The 13211-nt window shown below is 45.7% G+C and carries 9 protein-coding genes and 1 tRNA gene; 3 read left to right on the plus strand and 7 right to left on the minus strand.

What is annotated here, in order from left to right:
- Positions 1 to 452: 452 nt before the first annotated feature.
- Entirely contained in the window at positions 453 to 614 is a 162-nt protein-coding gene (locus AC4E7D_RS05085; protein ID WP_490172729.1) for a hypothetical protein, read from the plus strand.
- A gap of 712 nt (positions 615 to 1326) precedes the next feature.
- On the opposite strand, the gene lacZ is transcribed toward AC4E7D_RS05085, so the two are convergent.
- The 5 genes from lacZ to AC4E7D_RS05110 form a co-directional block, all read right to left on the minus strand.
- Positions 1327 to 4473: a beta-galactosidase, LacZ type gene (gene lacZ, locus AC4E7D_RS05090; protein ID WP_490172730.1), complete on the minus strand. Its 3147-nt coding sequence runs from the start codon at positions 4471 to 4473 to the stop codon at positions 1327 to 1329.
- A gap of 6 nt (positions 4474 to 4479) precedes the next feature.
- The gene (locus tag AC4E7D_RS05095; protein ID WP_490172731.1) at positions 4480 to 6087 is read right to left on the minus strand and encodes a sulfatase family protein; all 1608 of its coding nucleotides are present in this window, start codon (positions 6085 to 6087) and stop codon (positions 4480 to 4482) included.
- 135 nt (positions 6088 to 6222) lie between these two features.
- Positions 6223 to 7647 (minus strand): sulfatase family protein, encoded by a 1425-nt coding sequence (locus tag AC4E7D_RS05100; protein WP_490172732.1) that lies wholly within the window; start codon positions 7645 to 7647, stop codon positions 6223 to 6225.
- Between the two features lie 114 nt (positions 7648 to 7761).
- Positions 7762 to 8679 (minus strand): 3-keto-disaccharide hydrolase, encoded by a 918-nt coding sequence (locus AC4E7D_RS05105; protein WP_490172733.1) that lies wholly within the window; start codon positions 8677 to 8679, stop codon positions 7762 to 7764.
- A 189-nt stretch (positions 8680 to 8868) separates the two neighbouring features.
- Positions 8869 to 9669, minus strand: coding sequence for an SGNH/GDSL hydrolase family protein (locus AC4E7D_RS05110; protein WP_490172734.1), 801 nt, complete (start codon positions 9667 to 9669; stop codon positions 8869 to 8871).
- A 225-nt stretch (positions 9670 to 9894) separates the two neighbouring features.
- On the opposite strand from AC4E7D_RS05110, the gene AC4E7D_RS05115 reads away from it, so the two are divergent.
- Positions 9895 to 10278, plus strand: a complete 384-nt coding sequence (locus AC4E7D_RS05115; RefSeq protein ID WP_490172735.1) for a hypothetical protein — start codon at positions 9895 to 9897, stop codon at positions 10276 to 10278.
- A gap of 61 nt (positions 10279 to 10339) precedes the next feature.
- On the opposite strand, the gene AC4E7D_RS05120 is transcribed toward AC4E7D_RS05115, so the two are convergent.
- On the minus strand, positions 10340 to 11881 hold the full coding sequence (locus AC4E7D_RS05120) for a serine hydrolase (protein WP_490172736.1): 1542 nt from the start codon (positions 11879 to 11881) through the stop codon (positions 10340 to 10342).
- 175 nt (positions 11882 to 12056) lie between these two features.
- Here AC4E7D_RS05120 and AC4E7D_RS05125 point away from each other — a divergent pair, with 175 nt between their 5' ends.
- A complete protein-coding gene (locus AC4E7D_RS05125; protein ID WP_490172737.1) occupies positions 12057 to 12434 on the plus strand; it encodes an ester cyclase in 378 nt (125 codons plus the stop codon).
- Positions 12435 to 13136: 702 nt separating this feature from the next.
- On the opposite strand, the gene AC4E7D_RS05130 is transcribed toward AC4E7D_RS05125, so the two are convergent.
- Positions 13137 to 13209 (minus strand) — tRNA-Phe (locus tag AC4E7D_RS05130).
- Positions 13210 to 13211: the final 2 nt, after the last annotated feature.

Below are 13211 nucleotides of genomic sequence, written 5' to 3' on the forward strand. Positions count from 1 at the left end.
CGTCCGAACGGGCAACAGACAAAAATCGAAGTGATCTTTCCTTTTGGAGTCCGCAGAAAACTATTCGGTTCGAAGCAGGACTTCTTGGAACCCATACGTATGTTATCTGTTTCAGCTCGGTATATTCAATATAGATTTTTCTTTTTAGGAACAGGTAATCCACATGGATCTTGTCATCTCGAAAGTAAATATTAAATGTGCGCATGAACTGATACAGTAACAACAAAAGAACCAGAACAATAGTAGAAGAGACAACTATAATCTTATAAAGAGTGCTATCTGTGGTGTACGCCAGTATAATTCCAATGCTCAATATCATACCAGAGGCTAGTAAGGCTTCAACTATATAATGACTGGAAGAAGAATGGTAGTTTTTCATTTCTAATGAAGAACAATTGTTTATCTACAAGGCACTGATATGCGGATAGATTTCAATTAATACAAGAATTACAATGATCAATTCTATTGCATTCAACCAGGTACTGCTCTTAATAAGCCAGGAAAGGGCTAAATCCAGGATCATCGCCACTAATCCAAATGAAAATGCACCTACCATTGCAATAACTCCCCAGCCTTCTCCCTGGGATAATGTCGTCCAATTTACCGCAGAATAAACAATAATTGCGATCAAATAGGGAATGGAGCAAATTTTAAGAACCGTAATCCTTTTAAAATGGGTACTCATACTGGCTTCTAAAATTCGATATGCATAAAGCATATACCCGTAATCAAATTAATGAGAATACATGTCCACCCGAGTACGGTCTTCCATTTCGGAATAATAAATAATGATACCAGATAAAGCAAGAGAATTGCTATTCCTATTATCCCGGGATAGATAATATAAAAGAATCCCCCATGACCTATACTACCAGGCATGTCTGCTTGTAAGGCAATCCAGATGCTCACAATGATCGATAGAAAAATAAGCACAAGGAAGGTGCTACTGATTTCGTCAAATGCCTTATCCTTTTTATTTACACTATTCATGTTGCTATTGCTAGAAATACCATTTAATGCGATACCAAAATAAAAAAGGCTTTGTAAATGTCGATATGTTTGGGATTATTCTGTTCGCAAAATAATTTTTGCCAATTATTACCCAGCCGCCTGTCTGTTTTTACAGGATTCCAAGGCCCGGGTATAGACGCCGTATTTCAAATCCACATTAATAGCCTGATAGCCGCCATAGATACCCACCCCCCTGCCAATGCGGTGACCTTTTTTACGCAGTTACCGGATCGCTTCATAGGGGAAGTCGCTTTCCAGGTTAAGGGTGCCGCCAATGGTCATCCGGGAACCGGTAGACTTATAGCACCAGGTATCTTATTTGCCACGTTGAACCGGGCTCAGCTTAAAACGGTAGCTATAATTCCTGTCGGGATAATACAGGTACTGTTCATGGGGTTTGGCCCCCCAGCTGTTGTCGCCGCCAACGCCCATCATTTTATGATCGATATGCAATTCTACAAAATCCCTTTCTTCCAGCTGGTCGTAGCGCCTGCCAGCTTTCTTTTCCCCCGGGTCAAGGTCGGAGGTGGCGTAATGCAAAGCATTAAATTCAATGGGGGCATACAGGGCCGCAACCTTTAGCCCCATCCCTGAGGTGTTAGTTAAGGTGAGCCAGCGCGCCTCGGTTTTATGCCCGTTTTCCTGAGGGCGGATGTAGGGGTAATACTGTTCAGCCACTGTTGACTGGTACAACCCGATCTTCGCACCGCTGTTTCTGTCTACATAATTTTCCCAGGGCCCTTTACCATAATAGTGCAGGCTGTCCAGCGCTTTTTCGAGCTGCATTTTCATCCCGATACGCGGTATCTCGGGTAGTTCGCTGTCTTGTGGGGTGAACACATAATCTACGGCGATCGCACCCTCTGCATTGACCGTGTAAAAGATTTCCATTTCTGCCGAAACGGTTTCCAGCTCATATTTCGTTTTAACAGTGACCTCGGAGGGAGAGGTCTCCTGATAGCTGAAATCCACCAGGATGCTTTTGTCAAATGCACTTTTCCATACCTTACAACGGTTGGGCATATTGTTCCCAAAATCATTATCTGTAGGGGCCCGCCAGAAAGTGGGTGTTAAGGCTTTCCTGATCATTTCATTCTTGTGGATCTGATAGGAGGTCAGCAAACCTGTTGCTTTGGAGAAGGCCATATCTATGCCGGGAGCAGACATTCGCAGCATATTAGCACTTTCTCTGGCCCGTAATTTCTTTGTTGTCGCAGTTTTTTTATCCTCAAAATCATAAGGAGACAATACAAACTGTTCTTCCGCCAGGATAATACCCAGTGGCAACAGCTCCGTATTCCCAATGTGTTTGGCATGGAGGTTAAGCACATACTCCCTTCCGTCTTTAATCCTCGACTTGTCGATCTTCAGCCCGAAGGCTTTCTCTTCCTGGGGCAGTATCCCGCCGGGTGAAATCCAGCCACGCTGGACGGCACTGCCATTTTCCAACAATTCCCATGTGATCAGGTAATCTTTCAAATCCTTGAAGAAGTAATCGTTGTGTATGATAACCTGGTCGGCCGTAAGGTCCAGTTGTTTGAATCGAATGTTCTGATAGACCTTTTTTACTTCCCTTGCCCCCGGATGCGGTGTCCCATCCGGATGTACCAGTCCGTTCAGACAAAAATTGCCGTCATTGTAAACCCCCTCGGGTTCAAAATGCCCGCCATAGGCCCAGTAGGGCCTTCCCTGCTTATCATTTTTTATCAGGGCCTGGTCCATCCAGTCCCATATAAACCCGCCCTGAATTTGTGGGTGGGAATACACCAGGTCCCAGTATTCTTTAAAATTACCATTGCTGTTTCCCATGGCATGTGAATATTCGCACCAGATAAAAGGACGGGGGTGCTCACCTTCGTTGTACATCTGCTTCACTTCGGGAATGGGCTCGTACATATTGCCGATGATGTCCGTATGCCTTTCTTTGACCTCGGTCATTTTCTCTGCCCGTTCGTAATGTATGGGACGGGTGTCGTCATATGCTTTTGCAACCTTGTAGCTTTCCAGGAAATTGGGTCCGGTCCCGGCTTCATTTCCCATGCTCCAGACGATGATGGAGGGGTGGTTTTTATCCCGCCTTACCATATTCATTACCCGTGAAACATGGGCCGCTTTCCATTCCGGGACGTTGGCCAGGGTCTGATCGGGATGATAGCCCATACCGTGCGATTCGATATTGGCCTCGTCATAGAGGTACAGGCCGTATTCATCGCACAGGTCATACCACAGGGGATCGTTGGGATAATGACTGGTCCGTACCGCATTTATGTTGAGGCGCTTCATCATTTCTATATCCCTGATCATGTCCTGCCTGTTCACCACATGGCCATTACGCGGATGGTGTTCATGACGGTTTACCCCTTTGATCAGGATGGGTTTCCCGTTGACCAGGAGTTGTCCGTCTTTGATTTCACTGGTCCTGAAGCCCACCTTTATGGAAGTGGCTTCGATCACTTTGTTCTCGGCCCCCAAAACCAGCAGCAGGGTATACAGGTTAGGCGTTTCGGCCGACCATTTTTTAATTTTGGGCAGGAAGGCTGCAAATTTTTGGCTTCCCCTGGTCATGCCTTTTATGTTGATCGGAGCTATGCCTTTGGAGACTTCCCTGCCCTGGTCGTCCAATAATATACACTCGATTTCAAGGGCAGTATCTGATTCCCCTAAATTTGCTATCTCCGCTTCCAGTTGGAACATCCCGTTTTCATAGAGTTCATCCAGCCCAGCTTTGGCGAAAAAATCCCGGATGTAGGTTTTGGGCCGTGCCAGCAGGTACACATCGCGCTGTATGCCGGATAAGCGCCAGAAGTCCTGGTCTTCCAAATAACTGCCATCGGTAAACTGGAACACCTGCACCGAGACCTTGTTGCTGCCCGGCTTCACATAGGGGGTAATATTGAACTCGGAAGGAAGTTTGGAATCCTGGCTATAGCCCACCTTGTGATCGTTGATCCAGATGTCATATCCCGACTTAACGGCCCCCAGATAGATAAATATTTCCCTGTCTTTCCAGTTGTCCGGAAGGGTAAAAAAAGTGACATAGGAACCCACAGGGCTGTAGTCATCTTTGATGTTTGGCGGGTTCTTCTCAAAGGGGTATTTGATGTTGTTGTACTGGGCAAAACCATAGCCGTGCAGTTCCCAGTTGGCAGGTACCGGGATGTTGTCCCAATTGCTCAGATCGTAGGTAGAGGTGTAAAAGTCCAGGGGCCGTTGGGAAGCTCTTGGGACGTAGTTGAATTTCCAAAAGCCATTCAGGCTTTTGATATAAGCGCTTTCTGCAACCTCATTGTCCAGGGCTTTATCAATGCTTTCGAAAGGCATAAAGCTCGCGCGGGCCTCTTCTTTGTTCACCTCAAAAATCTCCGGGTTTTCCCAGTGGTTCTGCCCGCTGGCAGATAGGGTTATCCCCAGCAGCATCCACAGGAATAGCGTTTTTGATCTGGGTATCCTAATGTTATTCATATTGTGTTATTCTAGTCTTTCTAGTCTTCGCAAATCATGAGCAATCCATTTTTGATTGAGACTGTCACTGTCCCCGTACTGCTCACGCAGTTCTTCCAATCTTTGATGCAGCATTTTTTGAACTTCAGAATGCGCAGGGTCATTGTATAGATTGTTCATCTCATCCGGGTCTTTTTCCAGATCATACATTTCCCAGGCATCGATGTCGTAATAGAAATGTATCAGTTTATATCTGTTGGTCCTGATCCCATAATGCCTTTTCACCATATGGATCCCGGGGTATTCGTAGTAATGATAATACAAGGCATCCCTCCAGTTGGCATTATCATTATTGAATAGAGGTACCAGGCTTTTTCCCTGCATTTCATTGGGAACCTCAAGTCCTGCTAATTCCAGAATAGTGGGTGCAAAATCAATATTCTGTACCAGGTCTGAATTGACCGAATTGGGTTTGATGATGTTGGGATATCTGATCAATAATGGCGTTCGGAAGGATTCCTCATACATAAAGCGCTTGTCGAACCAGCCGTGTTCCCCCAGGTAGAACCCCTGGTCAGAGGTATACACCACTACCGTATTTTCGGTGAGCTGCTTCTCGTCCAGGTAGTCCAGCAAGCGGCCCATATTTCTATCCACACCTTTGATCACTCCCAGGTAATCTTCAAGGTAGCGCTGGTATTTCCAGAGGGTTAATGCCTGTCCTTTTGGGGCGTTTTCCTCAAAATTGGAATTGATGGGACCGTATACCTTATGCCATTGTTCCTGTTCTCCAGGAGTTAGTCTGTTCAACTGGTTGATATATGCTGTTTTATACCAACCTAAAAACTCCTCATAGTTCAGTTTTTCCAGAATTTCAGGTGCTATTTTGTTGTCTGAACTCAGGGCCATATGGTCACTGATCCGCATTTCGGCTTCTTCAGATGCCCTGCTTTTGGTTTTGTATTCGTCGAACAAGGATGCGGGAACTGGGATTTTCCTGTATTTGAAGTCTTCCAGGTCGTGCATGGAGGGCCACCATTCCCTGTGTGGTGCCTTGTGGTTGTACATCAGTAAAAAAGGCTTTTCCTCGCTGCGCAGGGAATCCAGATAATGAATGGCTTTATCGGTGATCACATCCGTCACATACCCCTCTTCCTGAATCGTTCCGGTTGGGGTTACGAACTCCGGTTGGTAATAATGCCCCTGTCCCGGCAATACTTCCCAGAAATCAAAACCTTTAGGTTCGGATTTCAGGTGCCATTTTCCATAAATGGCCGTCTCATAACCTGCTTTTTGAAGCAGTTTTGGAAATGTAAGCTGGAGGGTATCAAAAACATCGAAATTATCCCGTACACTGTTCAAATGGCTGAATTTTCCCGTCAGGGCCACCGCCCTGCTGGGGGAACAAATGGAGTTGGTGACAAAGGCACGATCGAACAACATGCCTTCTTTTGCCAAGCGGTCTATATGCGGGGTTTCAATTAATCTATCGTCATAGGCGCTTAAGGCCTGATAGGCATGGTCATCTGTGAGGATAAAGACAATGTTGGGCCTTTCAGTGGCCTTAACGAATTTGCTATCCTTTTTACAAGAAATCATGAACACGAATGCAAGGAAAATAAACAGCTGTTTCATTTTTGTCGATTTTAAAAATCAGGAAAGCAGATGCGTTTAGCACCTATAAAAATATGCCTTTATTGGCACAAAAGCAGGGGATTGGGCATCAATTTTTATTGGTTAGCCCTAACCTAACCATCCGGAAAGGTAGCATTACTCAATTACCCCAACAGCTCTGTTTCCAGTCCCTTCCTGGCCGGTTAGGGCATCCCCAAGCTCAACCCGGATTTTCTCCCCAAGCGATTTGATTTTAGCCACTATTTCAGGATATTCAGCAGCTACATTTTGGGTTTCGCTAATGTCAACTGACAGGTCGTAGAGCTCTATCTCTTCGATGGTATTGTATTCGTATTCCACAGGTTGCCCGTCTCTGCCGCCTTCCCTCCCGTTCAGGGTCCGGTATCTGTGTGGGAAATACAGCTTCCATTTGCCATAGCGTATTCCGTGTAGCTCATTTACATGGTAATAAAAGTAATAAGCTTCGTGAGGGGATTGCCTGGATGTACCCGTCCATATATCCCATACATTTTTACCATCTATTGTAGTCGCAGGCAGTTCAGCCCCGGTTATGTGGGCAATGGTGGGTAGTATGTCTATAGCCATCATAGGCACATCAATGACCCTTCCGGGCTTTATTTTGTTGGGGAACCGGATGATACAGGGCTCACGTTGCCCGCCTTCAAGGGCAGTTCCTTTTCCTTCCCGCAACGGGTAGGCGCATCCGGCATGGTCCCCATAGCTCAGCCATGGGCCATTGTCTGAAGTGAAAATAACAAGGGTGTTATCGTCCAGGCCGTTCTCTTTTAAGGTTGCCAATACCTGTCCTACCGACCAGTCTATTTCCATGATCACGTCGCCATACAAGCCCCTTTCGGATTTTCCCCTGAACTTGTCGGAGACAAAGAGGGGCACATGCGGTTGGGGATGGGCGATGTAGAGGAAAAAAGGATGGTCTTTGTTTTGCTCAATGAAATCCACACTTCTTTCAGTGATCTGCGTGGTTAATAGGGTTTGGGTGGTTAAGGTGTCTATGATGGTTTCATTTTCAAACAGCGGAAGTGGACCAAAATCAAATATGGGCCCTTGCTGTGGGTGCAGCGGCCACATATCGTTCGAATAGGGAATCCCGAAATAGGTATCGAAACCCTGATTGTTTGGCATGAAATCAGGATGGTCGCCCAGGTGCCATTTGCCAAAAATCCCTGTTCTGTAATCGATTGCTTTCAGCATTTCTGCCAGGGTAGTTTCAGACAGATTCAACCCGTGTTTGCTATTGGGCATAAAGGCCCCATGTACACCCAGGCGATTGGGATAACATCCGGTCAGGAGCCCGGCCCGTGAAGCAGAACAAACCGCCTGTGCCGCATAGAAGTCGGTAAGCTTAATACCTTCCTCTGCCATTTTATCCAAATGTGGTGTTTTGATATCCGGAGAACCAAAGCAACCGATATCCTGATAACCCTGATCATCGGTAAATATGATAACTACATTTGGCTTTTTGTCATCTTGACTTCGCTCATCAGCGCAGGATAGCATCCCAAGGCAAAGGAATAAGAATAGCGCTATTTTTTTTATCATGACAGGAGATTATGCCGTTTATCAACCTTAATTCAAGAATAACTAAGATAGGGAAATAGTACTTTGGGATATGCTGTATTCTACCTTTAAAGCAGGTATTGTTGTTGGTTCTCCTTATTCAACAGGTATAGCTTCAGGAAGGCCAGTTATTGGTTGTATCCTGATATCCTTATAAAATACTTCGGCAGATTCTGATTGCAATTCAATTTTACCCCTGGTTAAATCAACCTCTTTTCCATCCTCCGTCTGGTGGCGTGAATTGCGTAATACCATGGTTACGGTTCCATTAACCATATGTACACTTGTCCCCTCAAAACAGTAAAGATCTATGGTATTCCATTCGCCACTTGGTTTTTCAGCATCTGGATATTTTTTGCAATTTCTGCCATATTCGCTATGCTCGCTAAAAGTTAAGAGTTCGGCATTTGGGGTATAATAGTAGGCGCTATCCTTACCCATTTGTGCCGGTATATCCATTATTGTTCCTGCTACACCCCAGTAATCCCCACAATCGCCTTCTTGAATTTGAAACTCCTGCGATTTTAGCCAGAACAGATCATTTTCTCCATGCGTTCCAATCCCATGATACAGGAGTCCGCTATCTCTTTTGTCAGAAGGTGCGTCCCTTGGGTACCATTTCCTTTCCCCCCATTTAAACTGAAGCTGCAGATGGTAGTTTTCAAAATCCTGTTTGGTAAAAATTCCTCCCCAAACTTCTCCGGAAATGCGCAAAACACGCTCGCCGTCCAGGTCGGCAATCGAAAATACCCCCAGGGTATCGTTGTTGTACCCGACAGGTGGTTGTGATGCGATATTTTCCCAATTTACTCCAGGCCCAAAGCGGGGTCCGAGGTAGGTGTCCCATTGTTCTAGATGATCCCCATCGAAAAGGTAGGTCCAATCCGGATCTTTCTTTTCCACCTGTTTGCAGCCAAAAGCCAATGCTAAAATCAAGGCTGTTAGAATGAGTTGGTTCCTTGTCTTGTTTTCATTCATGAGCGTGAATCGTATTTGCCGGAAGAATCTTATCATACTTCTTATTGGTTACAATTGCTGCAACACTGCCTTATCGAAATAGCAAACAGCTTATTTGTTATTGGAACTCGCAGGGTATTCTTTAGAGGCAAGACCTGGTTGTCCTCAGTTATGAGAACTAAGATAGGTATTTAGGGCAAGTCAAAAGCTGTAATGAAATTTACTCTTTAGCAGCCCTTGTAGTTTTCAGGGATCTTTCTTGATTGCTGATAACACTATTTTGGCGATTTGGCTGTGGCAATTGGTCATGGGGTGCCATTCATCATACCACAGAAACTGATCAGGATCCGGAAACTGGTAGGAACCTTTCCATGGGATGGTGCTGAATTGGTTATTGGCAACCAGATCGTTCATAAACGAGTAAATGTCAATAAAATACACATCAATATTGGGGTGTGACCGTACCCACCCGCTTTCCTCATCAAAAAGCATATCTTTCAGTTCTGCATTAAACCTCCTGATCAATTTCTTTACTACCGGGATGAGGTTATGGTATTCCGTATCCGGGCCATATCCGGGTGACAGGGTGAGGTCAAAGTTATTAAAGACCACAATGTGCTTTGCACCTTTTTCAGCCAGCTTGTTGAGCCCTGTTTTAATATTTCTGACCGAGTTGGTTGGGTCTTCTTTGTTGTCCCAGTAATCATTGATCCCTATCCATATGGTAAACAATGTTTTGTCTGCATCAGTTTTCATTTCATAATGGTCGATCTGCCAATTGAACCCAGACCAATCAAAGCCCATGAAGTGACCGTTGTCTGTACGGGCACCTCCCCATGCCCTGTTGTCCAGGGTTTCACATTTGATCAATTCGGCAAGATATTCCACCCAAACATAGCCATTGGTATCCCTGTTGAAGCCGTGTCCATTTATGTAGCCATTATCGGTAAAGCTATCCCCAAAGGCAACAACGTGCTTAAAATTTTGTGCATTCCCTGGCAGGGGGAACAAAGAAAGGTAAATCAGTGTAATGAGCAGGGTCCTCATAATTTGAGCAGATTAGGGGGAGAAGTGTATAATAAACCAGTACTACAGTGTGTCTGTAGCATGAGAATACATCCTCGCAGGTAATAAATGAACTCTAATTTAGAAAAATTCAGCCGGGTAACTGAAGGGTTTTTGCTCACTAGTGCTTTAGATTCAGTTTTTTATGCTATAGCAACAGACCATAATACAGGTGGTTTCTTAACTTAGGTTATAAATTGGAGAAGTATGTGGAAATATGTGTTGGCCTGGGTACCGTTAATAATTATTGCCATCGGCAACGGCCTGTTCCGTGAGAATATCCTGGCTAAACGCTTAAAGGAGCTACATGCCCACCAGGCCTCTACGGCAACCCTGGTCGTGTTGTTTGGGGTTTATATGTGGGTGATTTTTCGAACCTGGAAACCGGTGTCCGTACAACAATCCATTAATATTGGCCTGTTGTGGCTGGGGTTCACCGTGGCCTTTGAATTTTTATTTGGCCACTTTGTCGCCGGGCATTCCTGGAGCAGGTTGTTCCATGATTACAATCTTTTTGCAGGACGCGTATGGGTAGTGATCCTGGTTTGGGTGGCGCTGGCACCTTATCTTTTCTATCAGCTACAGAAATAACCCTGAAGTAATATACAAAGCCTTTTAAGAAGGAGTTAAACCCGGAATTTCGGCACATTCTTTATTCCCGTATCCGGTACGGTTTCAGTTCTTCAAAAAAGAAGTCGTCATTCGGTACGTCAAAATCAAAACCGGTAACCTGCAGGTTGTTGTCTGTTTTAAATTGAACCGTCCCGAAGCTGAACCAGGCCTGGGGATGGTCCCAGTGGATCTCCCAGACGTCGTAATGCCAATGCGTAAGATGGGCAGAAAGCAGGGGCGAATGGGCAAACTCCAGCACTAATTTCCCATCCTTCTCCTTAATATGGAGGGTGCCATACATGTCAGATGCGTAGGTCCCCGTCAATTGCTCAGGCGCCACCGAAGGCTGGGTATTCTGTACCCGCTTTGCCTTGCGGTCGGCAATCCGGGTATCCCGCGCCGTCCTTTCCTCAGTTCGCTTTAACATATCTGCCGACCAGTCTTTTACGGTTTCAATCCCCAGGAAACGATCCAGGGCGTAGTAGGTTGCTGCCATGATAGGGCTTTTTACCCCGTTGGTAAGCACCACCACCCCCAGTTGCTCATCGGGGATCAGCGTCACTGCGGTAATCATACCGTCATAGCCCCCGGTGTGGCCTACCCTGAGGCGGCCGTGGTAATCGCTGAGTCCCCATCCCAGGCCATAGGCACTGAAGTGCCTGTTGAAATCGTTAGCCGAGGTGTGGTCTACCATATGGTTGTTGTGCGGTGTCCAGACCATATTACGGGTCTGTTTGCTGAGCAGGGTGTCCCCTTTATGGATGCCGTGGTTGAGGTTAAAGACCATCCACTTGGCCAGGTCCGAAACACTTGAAATGAGACCGCCGGTAGCGGCTACGTTATCCCAGCTGGTCCATGGGATGGGGTAATTCCCTTCTTCGTTCCGGGCATGTGGGGTCGCGTAGTTCCCCTTGGCCTCCAGGTCCTTCACCGAGGCGATGGTCCGCTCCATTCCCAGGGGTTTCAGGATGCGTTCCTGTACGTTCTCCGCCCAGCTCTTCCCGCTAACTTTTTCGATGATTACCCCCGCAGCGATAAACATCAGGTTGGAATATCCGTATCCCGCCCGGAAAGGAAAGGCCTGGGGCACATATCGGTAGCGTTTGATAAATTCCGCTGCTGGCAATTCCGACTTATACCAGATGTTATCCCCGCTAAAGGTACCCAGCCCAACCCTGTGGCTCAAAAGGTCCCGGATTGTAGTGTGCTCGCTTACCCAGGTGTCGTAGAGTGCAAAATCCGGCAGGTACTTCCGCACACGGTCGTTCCAGTTCAGCTTGCCTTCCTGTACCAGCATACCCAGAATCGCCGAAGTAAAGGCCTTGGAATTAGAGGCGATGGCATACAGGGTGTTGGCATCCGGAGTTCCCGGTTTTCCTTCCTCCAGTACCCCGTAGTTACCGGTGAATACCAGTTCCCCGTCTTTCACAATACCGATGGAAGCGCTGGGAATGTCCCAGTCGGCCACCATTTTTTCGAAGTAGCGATCCAGTTCCTGCAGGTCAACCTCTGGCGTTGCCTGCGATTTTAGCGTAAAGGGTATCAGGAGTAGGGCGAGTAGGAGGGATGCAATTTGTTTCATGCTTAAATGTAGAGAATTTTGGGGAAGATAGGTGCAAAATCTGATAAGGACGCTTTTCGAAATCCTTTTGGAAATCGAAGTAAGCTGGACCAAAAACCATTCACGCATGACCCTGGTCATTGATGTTTGCTTCATCGGGAGCTACTTTCGTTGATGAACCAAAAAAACACGTATTATGGTAACCGTAGAACCGAGAAGTTTTATTCTAGAGTATTTTGAGGCGTTAAGTGGTAAGCCAAAAACCATGGAACTGATCAGGAAATATATCAGTGATGAGCATTTGGCAGAGCATATAATGGCCTATGAACATTCATTTCCGTGCTACGAACTGATTGCTGAAGATCTGATCTGCGAAGCCGATAAGGTAGCCGTTCGGGCAAGGGTTAAGGCAGAGCACAAAGGTGACCTTATGGGCATTCCTCCAACCGGAAAATCCATTGATATCCCACTTTCTGTGATCTATCAGATCGAAGAGGACAAGATCTCCAAAGGATGGATCTTTGTAGATCGAATGGAACTCATGGAACAGTTAGGACTGGCATCAAAGAACTAAGTACATGGAACTCGCTAAGCGGCTCCAAATCAAAAAAGCCCATTCACTAGAATGAGCTTTTTGTTTTTAAAGGGGTACCTTCAGGAGATACCTTCCTTCGGTCGGTGTTCCTTCAGAATCACTTCTGCAAATACTTCAAAGCCCATTGCAGGGTAATAACAGCAATAATTGTCTTTTGTATATCTTTAGATATATGAATAAGAACTTGATATATATCCCTCTGGCACTCATTTTAATTGTTCAATTTATCGGTATATATGACAAGACTGATAGGGGAGACGTTTACCAATATATTCAGTACGGCTTATTGGGTATAATGATCATAATGACGATTTATTATAAACTTATCCAAAAGAAGAAATAAGATTCTGAGGATTGTGTTGCGTATTTCCGTATTCATAATTCCTGCTAAACACTATGATGTTAGTAGACCTTTTGTTTTGATTTTACTATTCAATCATCTAATCCACTGAAAAGGGTTTATACAAACCAACGATGGTATCTCAGTGCCATTGTGAATTATGGATTAGAAGACCTACTGACCTTTGTTAGCGGGTTTTAGTATATGAGCGTGACCTCCAGGAATTACCGTTTCGGCTTTTTGCCTTCGCGGCATGGACTTCGATTCGTTTGGCTGGCACCAAACAAAAAAACACGCAATTGCTGCGTGCTTTTTACTGTAGCTCCCACTCGCTACTCTCGTGGTACCTCCAGGAATCGAACCAGGGACACACGGATTTTCAGTCCGTTGCTCTACCAACTGAGCTAAGGTACCTC

Source organism: Lentiprolixibacter sp. (assembly GCF_982873095.1).